The sequence below is a fragment of the Microbacterium sp. Se63.02b genome, from assembly GCF_014171575.1.
Classification (GTDB): domain Bacteria; phylum Actinomycetota; class Actinomycetes; order Actinomycetales; family Microbacteriaceae; genus Microbacterium.
On sequence record NZ_CP050453.1, the window covers coordinates 3,168,173 to 3,186,252 of the forward strand.

Below are 18,080 nucleotides of genomic sequence, written 5' to 3' on the forward strand. Positions count from 1 at the left end.
CGATGCGGATGGTCGGACGAGTCATCGCGGGGCCCGGTCGTCTCGCACCACGACGCCGCCCTGCATCACCCAGTCGATCCCGCGGAGCGCGGCGACGTCCGACGTCGGGTCGGCCGCAGTGACGATGAAGTCCGCGCGGGCACCTTCGCGGATGACACCGAGGTCGTCGGCGCCGAGCAGCTCCGCGGCATGCGAGGTCGCCGACCGCATCACGTCGAGCGACGTCATGCCCGCGTCCACCATGAACTCCATCTCGCGCACCGTGGCGGTCGTCCCGTCGAAGGCCGCGGCCGGGGGCATGTCCGTCCCCATCGCGATGCGCACACCGCTGGCGATCGCGTTCTCCAGGCTCTCCCAGTGCCGGGGCCCCGCGCCGAGCGCACGCTCCTTCATCCAGGCGGGCACTCCCTGCGCGTCGAAGAACTCCTCGCAGCGGCTCACCGTGATGGTCGGCACGTACCAGACGCCGCGCTCGCTCATCAGGTCGGTGACCTCGCGGGTGAGCTCGTACCCGTGCTCGACGCAGTCCAGTCCCAGCTCGATCGCGCGGCGGAGAGTCTCGGACGGCCCCACGTGCGCAGTCACCTTGCGACCCCAGTCGTGCGCGGTCTGGATGACGGCAGCCATCTCGTCGTCGGTCAGCTGCGGGGTGTCGATCTGCTCGTGCTCTCCGGCGATCCCGCCTGAGATGCAGACCTTGATCAGGTCGGCTCCGTGCCGGATCTGCAGCCTCGTCAGGCGCCGGAGGTCGTCGGCACCGTCGCCCTCGAGCGCATCCGACTCCCAGCCGTGTCCACCGGTGCAGCACAGGGCGTGGCCCGCCGTGTAGAGGCGCGGTCCGGCGACGATGCCCGCGTCGATGCCTCGGCGCAAGGCGAAGTCGAGGTAACGGCTCTCGCCGACGAGCCGCGCGGTGGTGACGCCGGCGTGCAGGGTGCGCCGCGCGCTGTCCGCCATCACGAGCAGCAGGTCGGGGTCGCCCTTCGAGGCGATCGCCGCACCGGCGGTGCCGGGCAGCGCGAGGCCGAGGTGCACGTGCATGTTGATGAGCCCGGGGCTGAGCACGCGCCCCGAGAGGTCGACGACACGGGCGTCGCCCGCGTCCAGCGTGCCGGTGGCTCCGACGGCCGCGATCCTGCCCTCGGCGTCGACGAGCACGTCGAGGTCGTCGTGCAGGCGGTCGGAGCGTCCGTCGAAGATCCGCGCCCCGGTGAGGAGGATGCGGCGGTCCTGGTCGATGGCGATCATGCTTCTCCTCCTCGGGTGGGAACCGTTCCGGTCCCCGCCAGGTCTTCTTCTCGGCCGGGCAGCTTCTTCGTGGTCCCGATCTCCGGGATCGCCTCGATGAGACGCTGCGTGTACGGATGCTGCGAGTTCTGCCACAGCTGCTCGCTCGGTCCGCGCTCGATGATCTCACCCGCGTACATGACCGCGGTCTCGTCGGCGATCGCACGCACGAGCGACAGGTCATGCGAGATGAACAGCATCGCCATGCCGAGGTCGCGCACGAGGTCCTGCAGCAGCTCGACGATCTGCGCCGAGGAGAAGGCGTCGAGTGCGGTGACGGGCTCGTCGGCGACCACCACGCTGGGCTTCGCGGCGAGCGCGCGCGATCGCGAGGCGCTGGCGCTGGCCGCCCGAGAACTGCGCGGGGTAGCGCGACGCCGCGGACTCGTCGAGGCCGACCAGACGCAGCAGACGTGCCACCTCCGCGGCACCGGCCGCGCGGTCGAGTGCGGTGGGGGCACCGTCCAGCAGCTGCGCGCCGATCGAGCGGCGCGGGCTGAGCGAGGCGTATGGATTCTGGAACACCATCTGCAGGCCGCGGTCCCTGCGAGGACGACGCCGCATCGTCAGCGGATGCAGCGACTCCCCCTCGAAGCGCACTGCACCGGAGGTGGGGCGATCGATGCCGACGGCGACCCGGGCGAGCGAGGATTTGCCGCACCCCGACTCGCCGACGAGTCCGACGATCTGACCGCGCTCGACGGTCAGCGAGACGCCCTTGACGGCGTGCACAGGGGCGCGCCTCGCCGACGATGGGTGACGACGACGTCCTCGATCTCCAGCGCGCTCATCGTGCCTCTCCTCGATGGGTCCGCTCGGCCGCGAGCGACTGCGCGCGCGAGGCGATCAACGCCCTGGTGTACTCGTGCGACGGGGTGTTGAGGATCTCGTTGGTGGCGCCGTGCTCGACCACCGTTCCGTCCTTGAAGATGTAGGTGCGGTCCGCGATCGCGCTCATGACGCCGAGATCGTGAGTGATGAAGAGCATCGACACCCCTGTCTCGCGGGCGAGCCGGTCGAAGAGGCGCAGGATGCCGGCCTGCACGGTGACGTCGAGCGCCGTGGTCGGCTCGTCGGCGATCAGCAGCCTCGGCTCGCACGCGAGGGCGATCGCGATGGCGGCGCGCTGCCGCATGCCACCCGAGAACTGGTGCGGGTAGGCGGTGATCGCCTGACGCGGGTCGCGGATGCGCACCAGGTCGAGCAGCTCGATCGCGCGCCGCCGTCGCCTGCTTCTTGCTCACACCGGTGTGGTGGATCAGGTGCTCGGTGATCTGGGTGCCGATGCGCAGCAGGGGTGCAGCGCCGCCGTCGGGTCCTGGAAGACGATCGAGATGCGGTTTCCGCGCACCTCGTCGAGCTCGCGCGTGCTGAGGGTCAGCAGGTCGCGCCTCTCGAACATCACCTTCCCTGACGCGGTCGCGCCCTCGGGCAGAATCCCCATCACGGCCGACGCGGTCATGCTCTTGCCGGAGCCGCTCTCGCCCGCGAGGCCGACGACCTCGCCCTCGGCGATGCGGATGTTCGTGTCGTGCACGAGCTCGACGTGCCCGTCGGGTGTCGGCATCACGACGGAGAGGTCCTCGATCGAGAGGAGGGGCGCGGCGGTCATCGCTTCCTCGCATTCCGGGAGCGCGGGTCGAGGTAGTCCTGGATCGCGTCGCCGAGCAGGTTGAAGGCCATCACGATCGTGAGGATCGCGAGGCCGGGGAACAGGCTGATCCACCAGTTGGCGAGGTTCTGCGACCCCAGAGCGATCATCGCGCCCCACTCCGCTGCCGGGGGTCGAGGCCCGAGGCCGAGGAACGAGAGCGCCGCGAGCATGAGGATCGCGTTCCCCAGCTCGATCGTGGCCATGACCAGCGCCGGACCTGCACTGTTGGGGATGACGTCCTTCACGATCGACTTCATCGTCGTCGACCCGAGAAGGCGCCCCGAGAACACGTACTCCTGCTCCCGCACGCTGAGCACGGAGCTGCGGATGATCCTGGCGTACAGCGGCCACGACACGATCACGAGCGCGAGCACGGCGTTGCCGACACTCGGCCCGAACGCGGCGGCGACCGCCATCGCGAGGATGATCTGCGGGAAGGCGAGCACGAGGTCCGCCACACGCATCAGCACGTTGTCGGCGGCCTTGCCGAAGTAGCCGGCCGCGAGCCCGACGGTGCCGCCCACGAGCAGCGAGAACACGACGATGGCGAGGGCGAGCGGGAGCGAGAGCTGCGCGCCGTAGATGACGCGGGTGAGCACGTCGCGACCGAGGTCGTCGGTGCCCATCCAGTGCTCGGCGGTGGGCTCCTGCAGGAACGGACCGCTCGTCTCGAGCGGGTCGTACGGCGAGATCACGGGCGCGAGAAGCGCTGCGAGCACCCACGCGGCGATGACAGCGGTCGACACCACGGTCACCGGGGTCCAGAACGAGGTCCGCGGAGTGAACCTGCGGCTGCGGAAGAAGCCGCGTCGGCGTGGCTCCTTCGCCACGGCGAGCCGGTCGGAGGACAGGATGGTCATTTCGCTCCGATCCGGGGGTCCACGATCGTGTACAGCACGTCGACGAGGAGGTTGATCACCGTGTAGACCACGGCGATGAAGAGCGTCACGCCGAGGATCGCCTGCAGGTCGAGCGAGAGTGCGCTCTTGTAGGCGTACTGCCCGAGCCCCGGCCAGGACAGCACCTGCTCGACGAGGACGGCGCCGCCGAGCAGCGAGGCGAACATCAGGCCGGTCACGGTGAGCACGGGCAGCAGGCCCGCCTTGAAGACGTGCCGCCAGGTGATGGTGCGACGCGGCAGGCCCTTCGCGGTGGCGGCGCGGATGTATTCGGCGTCCAGCACCTCGATCATCGCCGACCGCACGAACCGCAGCAGCCCGGAGACGGTGAGCGCTGTGAGGATGCCGACCGGGAGCACGAGGTGCCATACCGCGTCGGCGAACACGTCCCACTGCCCGGCCAGGACGGCGTCGAGGCTGTACATCCCGGTGACGGTGGGCGGTGGGTCGTACTCGTTGCTCAGGCGACCGCCGTTGGGCACGACGCCCAGCACGTAGAAGAAGACGTACAGGGCGACCAGAGCCAGCCAGAACGGAGGGGTCGACAGACCGACGAGGGACACTCCGCGGATGCCGCCGTCGACCGCCGATCCCTTGCGGGTGGCGGCGATCATGCCGAGGGCGACGGCGATGACGATCGCGAGGATCATCGCCGGCAACGCGATCTCGAGCGTCGCGGGGATGTACTGCGCGAGGTCCTGGGTGATCGGCCGATGCGTCTGCTGCGAGACGCCGAGGTCGCCCTGGAACAGGTTCATCATGTAGCGGCCGTACTGCACCCAGACGGGTTGATCCAGGCCCCACTTGCGCTCGAATGCGGCGCGCAGCTCGGGATCGTCGTACGCCTGCTGGGACAGGTTGGCCGCCGCGGGGTCGCCGGGCACGATGGTCATGAGCGCGAAGGTCACCACGGTGACGCCCCAGAGCAGGATGATCGCGCTGATCAGCCGTCGGCCGATCATGTGCAGGAGAGCTGGCATTGCTCGTTCGCCTTCGGTGAGGGAGAGAACCGGAGGTCGGCCGCCCGAAAGGAGCGACGGGCGGCCGACCGGGGCGGGTTACTTCGCGGCGATGGCCGCGAGGTCGACCGTCCATCCGGCGGGCGTGTAGTCCGCGCCGACCAGGTTGGCGGTGGCGACCACGATCCCCGCGTTGTTGGCGAGCACGACGTACGGCGAGGTCTCGTTCATGACCTTCTGCCACTCGATCATCGCCTCGGTGCGTCCCTCGGGCGTCACCTCGGCGTTGACGGCGTCGCTCGCTTCGACGGCACGCGGGTCGGCACGCTCCGTGGTCCAGCCGACGCGGGTGGAGGTCGAGGCCCCCGGTGCCATGTTGTTCACGAGCGAGTCGGATGCCGGGTAGTTCAGGCTGTTCGGCGAGAAGTTGATCTCGTTCTTGCCCTCGGACTGCGACTGCAGGAAGACGTTGATGGGCTGCGGCTGGAGTTCGATCTCGATGCCCGCCTTCTTCGCGTCCTGCTGCACCTTCGTGACGATGGTGCCCAGATCGACACCGCGGTAGGTGATGGCCGGATAGATCAGGTCGACCTTCGGGGCGCTGATGCCGGCCTCCTCCAGGAGCGACACGGCGGCGTCGATGTCCTGTGGCTGCACCTCGGACTCGTCCAGGGCGCCGCCGAAGGCGGGCGGCACCAGACCTGCGGCGGCGGTGGCCCCTTCGCCGAAGAGCTCCGCGATGCCTGCGCCGTCGACGGTCGCGCGCAGCGCGGCGACGAAGGCGGGGTTGGAGCTGATCTCCGATACCGCGGGGTCCTGGTTCAGGCTGAGGAAGTACGAGGTGTCGGCGACGCCGGAGACCTGCAGGTCGTCGGAGAGCTCGGCTGCCTGGGGGCCGGAGAGGTCGAGCGCGATCTCGTCGGCCTTGGCCCGCGAGATCGTGAGCTTCTGGTTCTGCACGTCGACGTTCTGCACCACCACGCGGGAGTACGCCGGAGCGTCGCCCCAGTAGTCCTCGTTGGCTTCGAGGACGACCTTGGAGCTCGCGTCGTAGCTCTTGATCGCGTACGGACCGGAGCCGAGGCTGAACTCGTCGAGCTGCGTGCCGATCCCATCGGTGGTCGCGGCGTCCGCTGCATCGGTGGCGCCGAGCTTCTCGGCGGCCTCGGCGTTGAGGATGCTGGCGGCCGGCATCGCGAGGACGACCGGGACGTTCGGGTTCGGCGTCGGGCTGGTGACGACCACGGTGTCGTCGCCCTCGGCGGCGAAGCTCAGACCCTGCACCGTCTGCGACGACGAGCCCTGCAGGTTCTGCAGGCGGGTGAGGCTGAAGACGACGTCGTCAGCCGTGACCGCGGAGCCGTCGGCGAAGGTGGCGTCGGGGTTCAACGTGAACGTCCAGGCGGTGCCGTCTTCGGACTGCTCCCATTCGCTCGCGAGTTCGGGCACCACGGTCGTGACGTCGGAGCCTTCGTAGGTCACGAGCGTCTCGTACAGTGCATGCACGATGATGTTCCCGGTCTGCTCGTAGACGAATCCGGGGTCGAGCGTCTTCAGGACGAAGGAGGTGTCGACCGTGAGCGTGCCTCCCCCACTTGCAGCAGCGTTGTTCGATGAAGCTGAACAACCGGAAAGGGCGAGCGCAGCCACGACGAGCGAGGACGCCACGGCAAGGGGTTTCGCGAAGGATGAGTTCATCGTCGATACTTCCTGTGATCAAGGGGAAAGACGCAGTAGAGTGCTGGAGTGTTGGTCCGGTGGCTCGTGCGCTTCGGGAGCGGATTTCAATCTGATCGAGATTTTCAATGCGATTAAAAGATACAATCACATTGAAATCGAACGCGCAAGACGGACCCCGTTCGATCGAAAGGACCGATGAACCACGTGCTCGGCGAACGCCTCAAATCCCTCAGAGCCGCCAAGGGTCTCACCCTCCGGCAGCTCTCCGACCTCTCCGGACTGTCGGTGAGCATGCTCAGCCAGATCGAGAGCGGATCCGCGGATCCGAGCCTCGGCTCCCTTCGCAGACTCGCGCAGGTGTTCGAGGCCTCGATCGCGACGCTCTTCAGCGATCCGGACGCACCCAATGTCGCCGTGAGCCGACCGGGCGCACGCCACCGCCTCAGCGGATCGGATGCCGGTTTCGTCTACGAGCGGCTCACGCCCGGTCGCGGCGACCTCGAGGTGCTGACGGCCGACATCCCTCCGGGAGCCGCGAGCTCCGAGCATCCGTGGGGGCACCCGTCGACGGAGTGCGCCTATGTGATCAGCGGCGAGCTGACCGTCGAGATCGCCGGCGAGACGCACACGATCGCCGCCGGTGAGTCGATCACCTTCGACTCCCGTCAGCCCCACCGCTACCTCAACGCGAGCGATGACACGACCTCGATCGTCGTGTCCGTCACTCCCCCGTCGCCCTGATCCCTCGAGGTTCACACCGCAGGAACACGAAGAAGCCCGCCACCCCGAAAGGGGCGGCGGGCTTCTTCGTGAGTGAGATCCTTACTCGGACTTCTTCTCGACAGCGTCCTCGGCGGCAGCCTCAGCTGCTTCGCCCTCGGCCTGCGACTCGGCACCGGCGTCGGCAGCCTCCTCGGCGGGAGCCTCGTCAGCGGCGGGAGCCTCCTCTGCGGGAGCCTCCTCGACGACCTCGGCGGGCTTGTCCGCCTTCTCGGCCTTCGGAGCAGCAGCCTTCTTGGTCGACTTCGCCTTCGGGGTGACGGGCTCGAGGACGAGCTCGATCACGGCCATCGGAGCGTTGTCGCCCTTGCGGTTGCCGACCTTCGTGATGCGGGTGTAGCCGCCCTCACGGTCGGCGACGAGCGGCGCGATCTCGGAGAACAGGACGTGCACGACTTCCTTGTCACCGATGACCGACAGCACGCGACGACGCGCGTGCAGGTCGCCACGCTTGGCGAAGGTGATCAGACGCTCGGCGAGCGGGCGGAGGCGCTTGGCCTTCGTCTCGGTCGTCTTGATCGACTTGTGGGTGTAGAGCGCCGCTGCGAGGTTGGCAAGCATGAGGCGCTCGTGTGCGGGGCCGCCTCCGAGGCGGGGACCCTTGGTGGGCTTGGGCATAATCGTCTAACTCCTGGTCAGGATGTCGGGTTTCAGAAGGACTCGTCTTCGCTGCCGCCGTAGAAGTGGGCGCCGTCGAAACCGGGCACCGAATCCTTGAGCGACAGACCGAGCGAGATGAGCTTGTCGCGCACCTCGTCGACCGACTTCTGGCCGAAATTGCGGATGTTCATGAGCTGCGTCTCCGAGAGGGCGACGAGTTCGGAAACGGTGTTGATGCCCTCGCGCTTCAGGCAGTTGTACGAACGGACCGACAGATCGAGGTCTTCGATCGGCATCGACAGCTCGCTGGAGTTCACAGCCTCCACCGGCGCCGGGCCGATCTCGATGCCCTCGGCCTCGACGTTCAGCTCGCGGGCGAGGCCGAACAGCTCGGTGAGCGTCTTGGCAGCCGAGGCGACGGCGTCGCGGGGGCTGATCGCCGACTTGGTCTCGACGTCGAGGACGAGCTTGTCGAAGTCGGTACGCTCCCCGGCACGGGTCGCGTCGACGCGGTAGCTGACCTTGAGGACCGGCGAGTAGATCGAGTCGATCGGGATCTGACCGGCCTCGGCGTACTCGTTGCGGTTCTGCGTCGCGGAGACGTAGCCACGGCCACGCTCGATCGTGAGCTCGAGCTCGAACTTCGCGGTGTCGTTCAGCGTCGCGATGACGAGCTCGGGGTTGTGCACCTCGACACCGGCGGGAGCCGAGATGTCTGCCGCGGTGACTTCGCCCGCACCGGTCTTGCGCAGGTACGCGGTGATGGGCTCATCGCGCTCCGACGAGACGACGAGCTGCTTGATGTTGAGGATGATCTCGGTGACATCCTCCTTCACGCCGGGGATGGTGCTGAACTCGTGCAGCACGCCGTCGATGCGAACGCTGGTGACAGCAGCACCGGGGATCGACGACAGCAGGCTGCGGCGCAGCGCGTTGCCGATCGTGTAACCGAAGCCGGGCTCCAGAGGCTCGATGATGAACCGGCTACGGTTCTCGACGATCATTTCCTCGGTCAGTGTGGGACGCTGTGCAATAAGCACTCTGTGTTCCTTTCGATCACATGCCCGCTATATGACATGTGGTGGGGTGAGGTTTTGAGTTGTGGAAGTCGATGCCCGTACGCGGGCGACGAGCCGCTCGAACCCCGAGGGGTCGAGCGGCTCGGCACGCGTATCAGACGCGGCGGCGCTTCGGCGGGCGGCAGCCGTTGTGCGCCTGCGGGGTGACGTCCTGGATCGAACCGACCTCGAGGCCTGCGGCCTGCAGCGAGCGGATCGCGGTCTCGCGGCCGGAGCCCGGACCCTTCACGAGGACGTCGACCTTCTTGACGCCGTGCTCCGCAGCCTGGCGGGCAGCCGACTCGGCGGCCATGCCGGCGGCGTACGGGGTCGACTTGCGGGAGCCCTTGAAGCCCACGCCACCCGACGATGCCCAGGCGATGACCGCGCCGGACGGGTCGGTGATCGAGACGATCGTGTTGTTGAACGTCGACTTGATGTGGGCCTGGCCCAGCGCGATGTTCTTCTTTTCCTTGCGGCGCGGCTTGCGCGCGGCGGCCTTGGGTGCAGCCATGAAAGTGTTCTCCTAGTCCCTGGGGCCGCGCTTAGCGGGCCTTCTTCTTGCCTGCGACGGTGCGCTTCGGGCCCTTGCGGGTACGGGCGTTGGTCTTGGTGCGCTGACCACGGACCGGGAGACCACGACGGTGGCGGATGCCCTCGTAGGAGCCGATCTCGACCTTGCGGCGGATGTCTGCGGCGACCTCGCGGCGCAGGTCACCCTCCACCTTGTAGTTGCCTTCGATGTGGTCGCGGAGGGCGATCAGCTGGTCGTCGCTGAGGTCCTTCACGCGGATGCTCTCGTCGATGTCCGTCGCCTTGAGGATCTCGACCGAGCGGGTACGGCCGACGCCGTAGATGTAGGTAAGGGCGATCACCACGCGCTTGTCGCGCGGGATGTCAACGCCGGCAAGACGTGCCATGCGGTTCTCCTGGGTGTTGTGGAGGTGTGGAACAGGATCGGTGCCCGGGCCTCCGCCCGAGGTGTCCCCCGCTTGCGCGGGTTCTGATCCTGCCGTTATGTATTCAGTTGTGAGATGTGCGCGAGCGATGCCGCGCAGCGGGGGACTCAGCCCTGGCGCTGCTTGTGACGCGGGTTGCTCTTGCAGATCACCATGACGCGGCCGTGACGGCGGATCACCTTGCAGTGATCGCAGATGGGCTTGACGCTGGGGTTGACCTTCATGATGTTTCCTGTTCGCTGTCTTCGTACCGCCCCGGTCCGGGGCAGGCCGTTACTTCTCGACCGATCAGCGGTAGCGGTAGACGATACGGCCGCGGGTCAGGTCGTAGGGGCTGAGCTCCACGACCACACGGTCCTCGGGGATGATGCGGATGTAGTTCTGCCGCATCTTGCCGGAGATCGTTGCAAGGACCTTGTGTCCGTTGCTGAGCTCAACGCGGAACATCGCGTTGGGCAGAGCCTCGGAGATCACGCCCTCGATCTCGATGACACCGTCTTTCTTAGCCATAGCCTCGCTGACGCTTCTGCAGACCGGTCGATCTGCGGTGGGTGATTGGATTGTGGTGCTGCGCCGACGGACACGCCGAATCAAGGCACAAAGCACCAAAGATCTATGTTAGACGCTCTGGAGGCATCCGGCAACTCGAACGCCGGTGCGAGCTGCCCGGCTCAGCCGAGCAGCTTCTCCATCTCGGTGATCTCGCCGGCCTGCAGGTCGAGGCGCTTGCCGTTGACCTCGACGGTCGGCGTGCCGGCGATGTCGTTGGCCTTGGTCTGGTCACCGACGAAGTCCATGTAGGTCCCGTCCGCGATGCAGTCCGCGGCGGCTCCCCCGCCCGCCTGCTCGGCGAAGGCCGCAAGCTCGTCGTCGGTGAGACCTGCGGTGTTCTCTTCCGGCTGGTTCGCGAACAGGAGGTTGAAGTAGTCCAGCGCCGCCTCCGGCGCCTTCTCCGCCACGCAGTACACGGCTGCGGCCGCGCGCGTCGAGTACTTGGTGTTCTGCGAGTAGCGGTCGAGGATCGAGATCGGGTGCAGGTTCAGCGTGATCTTGCCGTCGGCGGCCGCGGCCTGCAGCTGCTCGCCGTACTGCTTCTCGAAGTCACCGCAGATGGGGCACATGAAGTCGACGAACGTGTCGACCTCATCCTCGCCGTCGCCGAAGGAGATCGCGCCGGTGTCCTCGTTGATGATGTCGCTCTTCGGGGCAGCGCCGGGCGCGGTCGCCTGGTTGTTGAGGAACACCACGAGTCCACCGATCGCCACCAGCACCACGACCACGGCGATGGAGACGCCGATCGCGAACCAGTTGGTGTTGCTCTTCGCCGCTGCCATTACTTTCCGATCTCTCGAGGCTCGACCCCGAACGGGGCGAGTCCGGCTCTTCCACCATCGGGCGCGGTGAGCACCCAGATACCACCATCATGCAGGGCGACGCTATGTTCCCAATGAGAGCCGTCTGTGCCGTCGACGGTCGTGACCGTCCAGTCGTCGTCTTCGATGAACGTCGCATCGCCGCCTGCTGTCACCATCGGCTCGATGGCGAGCACCAGGCCCGGCTTGACCTCTTCGCCGCGGTCCGGAGTGCGGTAGTTGAAGACGCTGGGTGCTTCGTGCATCTTCCGACCGATGCCGTGGCCGACATACTCGCGGAGGATGCCGTACGGCTCGCCCGAGACCGCCGAGGGGCCCTGAGCTTCGATGTAGTCCTGGATCGCGGCCCCGATCTCATCGATGTGCGCCACGGATGCCATCGCGGCGATACCGGCCCACATGGAGCCCTCGGTGACACGCGAGAGCTCCTCGCGCTGCGCCACGAGCTCAGGTCGCTCCGGGTCGGGCACGACCACCGTGATCGCGCTGTCACCGTTCCACCCGTGGTACTGCGCTCCGCAGTCGACGGAGACGATATCGCCAGGCTGCAGGACCCTGTCGCCGGGGATCCCATGGACGACCTGCTCGTTGACCGAGATGCACGTCGTGTGGTGATAGCCCCGCACGAGCTGGAAGTTCGACTCCGCCCCGCGCTCGAGGATCGTCCGGTTGGCGACCGCATCCAGCTCGAGCGTGGTGATCCCGGCGGTGATCAGCGGTCGCACCGCGTCGAGCGCTGCCGCGGTGATGAGTCCGGGTTCGACCATAGCTCGCAGTTGAGCCGGGGTCTTGTAGATCGACCGCCGGAACATCTCAGGCTGCGAGGCGCAGACCGCGCGCGGCGAGAGCCTTGGCGATCCGCTCGGTGATCTCGTCGAGGCTGCCGACGCCGTCGATCCGGTCGACGATGCCCTTGGCCCCGTATACCTCGAGGATCGGCGCGGTCTCGCGCTCGTAGATGTCGAGTCGATGGCCGATCGCCTCGGGGGTGTCGTCGGACCGCCCCTGCTCCGTCGCGCGGAGCGACAGGCGGGAGAGGCTCTCCTCGCGCGGTACGTCGAGGAGGATGACGGCGTCGAGCGCCTCCCCCCGCTCGGCGAGGAACGACTCGAGGTGCTCGACCTGCGCGGTGTTGCGCGGGTACCCGTCGAGCAGGAAGCCCTGCGCCGCATCGGGCTGGGAGAGCCGGTCGCGCACGATCTCGCTCGTCAGCTCGTCCGGAACGAGGTCACCCTTGTCGAGGATGGCCGTGACCTGCTGGCCCAGCGGCGTCCCCTCCTTGATGTTCGCGCGGAAGATGTCGCCGGTCGAGACGACCGGGATGCCGTAGGACTCCGCGATGCGCACGCCCTGCGTGCCCTTGCCTGAGCCCTGCGGGCCGACGATGAGAAGACGTGCGGTAGCTGTCATCGGAGAAGCCCTTCATAGTGACGCTGCTGCAGCTGAGCATCGATCTGCTTGACGGTCTCGAGACCGACACCCACGATGATGAGGATCGACGCGCCGCCGAACGGGAAGTTCTGGTTGGCGCCGACCGTGGCCAGCGCGATCAGCGGGATGAGGGCGATCAGACCGAGGTACAGCGAACCGGGAAGCGTGATGCGGGTGAGCACGTAGTCGAGGTACTCAGCGGTCGGACGCCCGGCACGGATGCCGGGGATGAACCCACCGTACTTCTTCATGTTGTCGGCGACCTCGACCGGGTTGAAGGTGATCGCCACGTAGAAGTACGTGAAGCCGATGATCAACAGGAAGTACGCCGCCATGTAGACGGGGCTGTTGCCCGTCGTGAAGTGCGTGCTGATCCAGGTGACCCACTCGGGCGGCGTCGAACCGTCCTGCGGAGTGTTGAACTGCGCGATGAGAGCCGGGATGTACAGCAGCGACGAGGCGAAGATCACGGGGATCACGCCGGCCATGTTCACCTTGATCGGGATGTAGGTGTTCGTGCCGCCGTACGTGCGACGACCGACCATGCGCTTGGCGTATTGCACGGGGATGCGGCGCTGCGACTGCTCGACGAAGACGACCAGTCCCATCACGACGATTCCGACGAGGAGCACGAGGAGGAAGATCTCGAAGCCCTTGGTCTGCCAGATGAGGCCCATCGCGCCGGGGAACGTCGCAGCGATCGACGTGAAGATGAGGAGGGACATGCCGTTGCCGATGCCGCGCTCGGTGACGAGCTCGGCGAACCACATGATGAGGCCGGTACCGGCGGTCATCGCCATGATGATGAGCAGCTGTGCCCACCAGACGTCGTTCGTGAGCAGCTGCTGGCAGGCGGCGAGATCCGTCGACCCGAACAGCTGCCCGCTGCGCGCCACGGTCACGAGGGTCGTGGACTGGAGCAGCGCGAGGGCGATGGTGAGGTAGCGCGTGTACTGGGTCAGACGAGCCTGGCCGGCCTGACCCTCTTTGTGCAGCGCTTCGAAGTGCGGGATGACCACGCGGAGGAGCTGCGTGATGATCGTCGCGGTGATGTAAGGCATCACACCGAGGGCGAAGATCGACAGCTGCAGCAGTGCGCCACCGGAGAAGAGGTTGACGAGTCCGAGCAGACCTTCGGTGCCCGCGTTCTCGGCGAGACATGCCTCGACGTTCGGGAAGTTCACGAACGGAGCCGGGACGTTGGAGCCCAGTCGGTAGATCGCGATGATGGCGAGGGTGAAACCGATCTTCCGACGCAGGTCTGGAGTGCGGAAGATCCGCGCGATGGCGCTAAACAAGGACGTTCCTCCTGAAAAGGTTGCCGATTCCCGAAGGACGGCTGAAAGACCAGGGTAACGCAAACCGGGGTTGCCGAATCGCGTCACCGATATCCAGGCCGCGGGATGCGGCGCCGGAGCCTGGGCTCGAGGTGTGCAACCACAAGAGGGGCCGGAGAATCTCCGGCCCCTCTTGTGCTGCGGTTACTTGACGGATCCGCCTGCCGCCACGATCTTCTGCTCGGCAGAACCCGAGACCTTGTCGACCGAGACGGTGAGCTTCACGGCGATGTCGCCGCCTCCGAGAACCTTGACCTTCTCGTTCTTGCGAACGGCACCCTTGGCGACCAGGTCACCGATGGTGACCTCGCCACCCTTCGGGTACAGCTCCGCGAGCTTCTCCAGGTTCACGACCTGGTACTCCACGCGGAACGGGTTCTTGAACCCGCGCAGCTTCGGGGTGCGCATGTGCAGCGGCATCTGCCCACCCTCGAAGCCGACGCGAACGGTGTTGCGCGCCTTGGTGCCCTTGGTACCACGACCCGCGGTCTTGCCCTTGGAGCCCTCACCACGGCCGACGCGAGTCTTGGCGGTGTTGGATCCGGGGACCGGACGCAGGTGGTGCACCTTCAGCACGCCGGGGCGGGACGCGGGAGCATCCTTCGCCGGCGCTGCCTTCTTGGCGGCGGGCTTCTTAGCAGGAGCCTCAGCCTTGGCGTCGGCCGCGGAGGTCTTGGCCGGAGCCTTCTTCGCGGCCGGCTTCTTCTCAGCCGGCTTCTTCGCGGCGGCAGCCTTGGGAGCTGCAGCCTTCTTCGTGGCCTTCTCAGCCTCGACGGCCTCGTTCTTCTCAGCCATTAGTCGATCTCCTCAACCTTGACGAGGTGTGCGACGGTCTTGACGTAACCGCGCGTCTGCGCGTCGTCGGGGCGGACGGTGGTGTCACCGATCCGCTTCAGACCGAGGCTGCGCAGCGTGTCGCGCTGGTTCTGCTTCTCGCTCACCTTGGACTTGATCTGCGTGACCTTCAGTCGCGCGGCCATCAGGCACCTACCTTCTGTGCGGCGATGGCGTCGGCCTCTGCGCGCACGAGGCGTGCAGGGGCGACCTGATCGAACTCGAGGCCACGACGAGCGGCGACCGCACGAGGCTCCTCGAGCTGCTTCAGGGCGGTGACCGTCGCGTGCACGATGTTGATCGTGTTCGACGAGCCGAGCGACTTCGACAGCACGTCGTGGATACCGGCGCACTCGAGCACGGCGCGGACCGGACCACCGGCGATGACACCGGTACCGGCAGCGGCCGGACGGAGCAGGACGACGCCTGCGGCGGCCTCACCCTGCACCGGGTGCGGGATGGTGCTACCGACGCGCGGGACGCGGAAGAAGTTGCGCTTGGCCTCTTCGACACCCTTCGAGATCGCCAGGGGGACCTCACGGGCCTTGCCGTAGCCGACGCCCACCAGACCGTTGCCGTCACCGACGACCACGAGGGCGGTGAAGCTGAAGCGACGACCACCCTTCACGACCTTCGAGACGCGGTTGATGGTGACGACGCGCTCCAGGAACTGGTTGTCTCCACGGTCGCGCGAGTTGCGGTCGCGGCCACCCTGGTTGCGGTCACCGCGGCCACCGCGGCGGCCATCACGCTGATCGCGAGCCGGCTCTGCCTGCGTGGTGCCGGCAGCCGTCTCGGAAGTGGCAGCAGCCGCTTCGGTCACTTCGTTCTCCTTGTTGTCACTCACAGTGCCAGACCCCCCTCGTGGGCGCCGTCGGCGATGGCGGCGACACGACCAGCGTAGCGGTTGCCGCCACGGTCGAACACTGCCTCGGAAACGCCAGCGGCCTTCGCACGCTCGGCGAGGAGCTCGCCGACCTTGCGGGCCTTGGCGGTCTTGTCACCCTCGAGCGAGCGCAGGTCGGTCTCGAGCGTCGAAGCCGACGCCACGGTGTGACCCTTGCTGTCGTCGACCAGCTGCACGAAGACGTGGCGGGCCGAACGGTTGACGACGAGACGCGGACGCGCCTCGGTGCCGACGACCTTCTTGCGAAGGCGGGCGTGACGACGCGCGCGGGCGTCAGACTTTGACTTGAGAGCCATGGTTACTTACCACTCTTTCCGGCCTTGCGACGCACGTTCTCGCCGGCGTAGCGCACACCCTTGCCCTTGTACGGCTCGGGCTTGCGGATCTTGCGGATGTTCGCAGCTGCCTCACCGACAGCCTGCTTGTCGATCCCGCTGACGGTGAGCTTGGTAGTTCCCTCGACCGTGAGCGTGATGCCGGCGGGCGGGTCGATCAGGACCGGGTGCGAGAAGCCGAGGGCGAACTCGACCGAGCTGCCCTTCTGCTGCACGCGGTAACCGGTGCCGACGACCTCGAGACCCTTGGTGTAGCCCTGGGTCACGCCGATGATGTTGTTGTTGATGAGCGTGCGGGTCAGGCCGTGAAGCGACCGCGACTCGCGCTCGTCGTCGGGACGGGAGACCAGAACCTGGTTCTCCTCGACCGCGACCTCGATGGGGTTGGCCACCGTGAGGGTGAGCTCACCCTTGGGGCCCTTCACCGAGACCACGCGGTTGTCGACCGAAACGGTCACGCCCGCGGGAACGTCGATGGGAAGTCGTCCAATACGCGACATTTCGAATTACCACACGTAGGCGAGAACTTCTCCGCCCACGCCCTTCTGCTCAGCCTGACGGTCGGTGAGGAGACCGGAGGAGGTGGACAGGATGGCCACGCCGAGACCGCCGAGGACCGTGGGAAGCTCGGTGGACTTCGCGTAGACGCGGAGACCGGGCTTCGAGACGCGCTTGATACCAGCGATCGAGCGCTCACGGTTGGGGCCGTACTTCAGCGTCAGCGTGAGGTTCTGTCCGACGCGGGCGTCAGAGGTCTCCCAGCCGGCGATGTAGCCCTCCTGCTGGAGGATCTGAGCGATGTTCGTCTTGAGCTTGCTCGACGGCAGAGTCACGGAATCGTGGTGCGCCGAGTTCGCGTTACGCAGACGGGTCAGCAGATCTGCGACCGGGTCTGTCATTGTCATTGTTGTTTTCCTTTGTTCATGAGGTTCCGGCTGCCGTTACACGACAGACGGCCTGCGATGACACGCAATCTTCAATTGTACGTGCACATCGACGGGCTCAGTGACATGAGACCACTGAGCCCGTCAGAGGCGTTACGCCTGTGCGTCTTCCGAGCGGAACGGGAAGCCGAGGTGACGGAGCAGCGCCCGACCCTCGTCATCCGTCTTCGCGGTGGTGACGACGGTGATGTCGAAACCGCGAACCCGGTCGATCTTGTCCTGATCGATCTCGTGGAACACGCTCTGCTCCTGGAGACCGAAGGTGTAGTTGCCGTTGCCGTCGAACTGCTTGCCCGAGAGACCGCGGAAGTCGCGGATACGGGGCAGGGCCAGCGACACGAGACGGTCCACGAACTCCCACGCGCGGTCACCGCGGAGGGTGACGTGCGCGCCGATGGCCTGACCCTCGCGCAGCTTGAACTGCGCGATGGACTTGCGGGCCTTCGTGACGATCGGCTTCTGGCCGGTGATCTTGGTGAGGTCGTCGACCGCGCCATCGATCACCTTGCTGTCGCGAGCTGCCTCGCCGACACCGGTGTTCACGACCACCTTGACCAGTCCGGGGATCTGCATGACGTTCGCGTAACCGAACTCTTCCTGCAGAGCCTTCTTGATCTCGCTGTTGTACTTCTGCTTCAGGCGCGGCTGGATCTTGCCAGCCGGCGCGGCAGTGTCGGTGCTCATCAGAGGTCCTTACCGCTCTTCTTCGCGTACCGCACGCGGACGGTGCGCTTGACGCCGTCCTTGGTCTGCTCCTCGACCCGGTGGCCGACCTTGGTCGGCTTCTTGGTCGAGGGGTCGACGAGTGCGACGTTCGAGATGTGGATGGAGGCTTCGACGGTCTCGATGCCTCCGGTCTTGGTGCCACGCTGCGTCTGTCCGACGCGGGTGTGCTTGGTGACGTAGTTCACGCCTTCGACGATGACGCGGTTCTTCTCGGCAAGGACGTCGAGGACCTTGCCCTGCTTGCCGCGGTCGCCGCCACGCTCCTGCGTGGCACCGGTGATGACCTGAACCAGGTCACCCTTCTTGATCTTCGCCAT

25 protein-coding genes and 1 pseudogene are annotated in these 18,080 nt (G+C 66.7%); 1 reads left to right on the forward strand and 25 read right to left on the reverse strand.

Annotated elements, in window-relative coordinates:
- Nucleotides 1-21 precede the first annotated feature (21 nt).
- From G4G29_RS15680 to G4G29_RS15705, 7 genes and pseudogenes are all read right to left on the reverse strand, one after another.
- Entirely contained in the window at nt 22-1,248 is a 1,227-nt protein-coding gene (locus G4G29_RS15680) for an amidohydrolase family protein (RefSeq protein ID WP_183150760.1), read from the reverse strand.
- Nucleotides 1,245-1,487: a hypothetical protein gene (locus G4G29_RS22530; RefSeq protein ID WP_244632085.1), complete on the reverse strand. Its 243-nt coding sequence runs from the start codon at nt 1,485-1,487 to the stop codon at nt 1,245-1,247. The genes G4G29_RS15680 and G4G29_RS22530 overlap by 4 nt, the downstream gene beginning before the upstream one ends.
- Nucleotides 1,468-2,019 (reverse strand): ATP-binding cassette domain-containing protein, encoded by a 552-nt coding sequence (locus tag G4G29_RS15685; protein WP_244632086.1) that lies wholly within the window; start codon nt 2,017-2,019, stop codon nt 1,468-1,470. Before G4G29_RS15685 ends, G4G29_RS22530 begins: the two co-directional genes overlap by 20 nt.
- A gap of 55 nt (nt 2,020-2,074) precedes the next feature.
- A pseudogene (locus G4G29_RS23550) lies at nt 2,075-2,899 on the reverse strand (ABC transporter ATP-binding protein).
- Nucleotides 2,896-3,801 carry an ABC transporter permease gene (locus G4G29_RS15695; RefSeq protein WP_183150761.1) on the reverse strand — a complete coding sequence of 302 codons (906 nt, stop codon included), beginning with the start codon at nt 3,799-3,801 and terminating at the stop codon, nt 2,896-2,898. Before G4G29_RS15695 ends, G4G29_RS23550 begins: the two are co-directional and overlap by 4 nt.
- Complete coding sequence (locus G4G29_RS15700; protein ID WP_183150762.1) at nt 3,798-4,820, reverse strand: ABC transporter permease; 1,023 nt, start codon at nt 4,818-4,820, stop codon at nt 3,798-3,800. The genes G4G29_RS15695 and G4G29_RS15700 overlap by 4 nt, the downstream gene beginning before the upstream one ends.
- Before the next feature lie 78 nt (nt 4,821-4,898).
- Nucleotides 4,899-6,497 (reverse strand): ABC transporter substrate-binding protein, encoded by a 1,599-nt coding sequence (locus G4G29_RS15705; RefSeq protein WP_183150763.1) that lies wholly within the window; start codon nt 6,495-6,497, stop codon nt 4,899-4,901.
- A 177-nt stretch (nt 6,498-6,674) separates the two neighbouring features.
- Between G4G29_RS15705 and G4G29_RS15710 the strand changes: the two genes are divergently transcribed.
- Nucleotides 6,675-7,220 carry an XRE family transcriptional regulator gene (locus G4G29_RS15710; RefSeq protein ID WP_202045305.1) on the forward strand — a complete coding sequence of 182 codons (546 nt, stop codon included), beginning with the start codon at nt 6,675-6,677 and terminating at the stop codon, nt 7,218-7,220.
- 81 nt (nt 7,221-7,301) lie between these two features.
- Here the strand turns inward: G4G29_RS15710 and rplQ are convergent, their stop codons facing one another.
- From rplQ to rplX, 18 genes are all read right to left on the reverse strand, one after another.
- Nucleotides 7,302-7,877: a 50S ribosomal protein L17 gene (rplQ, locus tag G4G29_RS15715; protein WP_183150764.1), complete on the reverse strand. Its 576-nt coding sequence runs from the start codon at nt 7,875-7,877 to the stop codon at nt 7,302-7,304.
- A gap of 32 nt (nt 7,878-7,909) precedes the next feature.
- The gene (locus tag G4G29_RS15720; RefSeq protein WP_183150765.1) at nt 7,910-8,899 is read right to left on the reverse strand and encodes a DNA-directed RNA polymerase subunit alpha; all 990 of its coding nucleotides are present in this window, start codon (nt 8,897-8,899) and stop codon (nt 7,910-7,912) included.
- Between the two features lie 133 nt (nt 8,900-9,032).
- Nucleotides 9,033-9,431, reverse strand: coding sequence for a 30S ribosomal protein S11 (rpsK, locus tag G4G29_RS15725; RefSeq protein ID WP_017829189.1), 399 nt, complete (start codon nt 9,429-9,431; stop codon nt 9,033-9,035).
- Between the two features lie 31 nt (nt 9,432-9,462).
- On the reverse strand, nt 9,463-9,837 hold the full coding sequence (gene rpsM / locus G4G29_RS15730) for a 30S ribosomal protein S13 (RefSeq protein WP_017201568.1): 375 nt from the start codon (nt 9,835-9,837) through the stop codon (nt 9,463-9,465).
- A 146-nt stretch (nt 9,838-9,983) separates the two neighbouring features.
- A complete protein-coding gene (gene rpmJ, locus G4G29_RS15735; protein ID WP_005050492.1) occupies nt 9,984-10,100 on the reverse strand; it encodes a 50S ribosomal protein L36 in 117 nt (38 codons plus the stop codon).
- 64 nt (nt 10,101-10,164) lie between these two features.
- Nucleotides 10,165-10,386, reverse strand: a complete 222-nt coding sequence (gene infA, locus G4G29_RS15740; RefSeq protein ID WP_017201569.1) for a translation initiation factor IF-1 — start codon at nt 10,384-10,386, stop codon at nt 10,165-10,167.
- Between the two features lie 161 nt (nt 10,387-10,547).
- A complete protein-coding gene (locus G4G29_RS15745) occupies nt 10,548-11,210 on the reverse strand; it encodes a thioredoxin domain-containing protein (protein WP_183150766.1) in 663 nt (220 codons plus the stop codon).
- Complete coding sequence (gene map, locus G4G29_RS15750; RefSeq protein ID WP_183150767.1) at nt 11,210-12,061, reverse strand: type I methionyl aminopeptidase; 852 nt, start codon at nt 12,059-12,061, stop codon at nt 11,210-11,212. Before map ends, G4G29_RS15745 begins: the two co-directional genes overlap by 1 nt.
- A 1-nt stretch (nt 12,062) precedes the next feature.
- The gene (locus tag G4G29_RS15755) at nt 12,063-12,659 is read right to left on the reverse strand and encodes an adenylate kinase (protein ID WP_183150768.1); all 597 of its coding nucleotides are present in this window, start codon (nt 12,657-12,659) and stop codon (nt 12,063-12,065) included.
- On the reverse strand, nt 12,656-13,978 hold the full coding sequence (secY, locus tag G4G29_RS15760) for a preprotein translocase subunit SecY (RefSeq protein WP_183150769.1): 1,323 nt from the start codon (nt 13,976-13,978) through the stop codon (nt 12,656-12,658). Before secY ends, G4G29_RS15755 begins: the two co-directional genes overlap by 4 nt.
- Before the next feature lie 183 nt (nt 13,979-14,161).
- A complete protein-coding gene (gene rplO / locus G4G29_RS15765; protein ID WP_210274183.1) occupies nt 14,162-14,812 on the reverse strand; it encodes a 50S ribosomal protein L15 in 651 nt (216 codons plus the stop codon).
- On the reverse strand, nt 14,812-14,997 hold the full coding sequence (gene rpmD, locus G4G29_RS15770; protein ID WP_017201575.1) for a 50S ribosomal protein L30: 186 nt from the start codon (nt 14,995-14,997) through the stop codon (nt 14,812-14,814). Before rpmD ends, rplO begins: the two co-directional genes overlap by 1 nt.
- Nucleotides 14,997-15,674 carry a 30S ribosomal protein S5 gene (gene rpsE, locus G4G29_RS15775; RefSeq protein WP_220174217.1) on the reverse strand — a complete coding sequence of 226 codons (678 nt, stop codon included), beginning with the start codon at nt 15,672-15,674 and terminating at the stop codon, nt 14,997-14,999. Before rpsE ends, rpmD begins: the two co-directional genes overlap by 1 nt.
- 20 nt (nt 15,675-15,694) lie before the next feature.
- The gene (rplR, locus tag G4G29_RS15780) at nt 15,695-16,054 is read right to left on the reverse strand and encodes a 50S ribosomal protein L18 (RefSeq protein ID WP_183150771.1); all 360 of its coding nucleotides are present in this window, start codon (nt 16,052-16,054) and stop codon (nt 15,695-15,697) included.
- Nucleotides 16,055-16,056: 2 nt separating this feature from the next.
- Nucleotides 16,057-16,593 carry a 50S ribosomal protein L6 gene (gene rplF / locus G4G29_RS15785; RefSeq protein WP_183150772.1) on the reverse strand — a complete coding sequence of 179 codons (537 nt, stop codon included), beginning with the start codon at nt 16,591-16,593 and terminating at the stop codon, nt 16,057-16,059.
- 6 nt (nt 16,594-16,599) lie between these two features.
- Complete coding sequence (gene rpsH / locus G4G29_RS15790; RefSeq protein ID WP_029260924.1) at nt 16,600-16,998, reverse strand: 30S ribosomal protein S8; 399 nt, start codon at nt 16,996-16,998, stop codon at nt 16,600-16,602.
- A gap of 132 nt (nt 16,999-17,130) precedes the next feature.
- Nucleotides 17,131-17,721 (reverse strand): 50S ribosomal protein L5, encoded by a 591-nt coding sequence (rplE, locus tag G4G29_RS15795; RefSeq protein ID WP_091029536.1) that lies wholly within the window; start codon nt 17,719-17,721, stop codon nt 17,131-17,133.
- On the reverse strand, nt 17,721-18,080 hold the full coding sequence (rplX, locus tag G4G29_RS15800) for a 50S ribosomal protein L24 (RefSeq protein ID WP_017829200.1): 360 nt from the start codon (nt 18,078-18,080) through the stop codon (nt 17,721-17,723). Before rplX ends, rplE begins: the two co-directional genes overlap by 1 nt.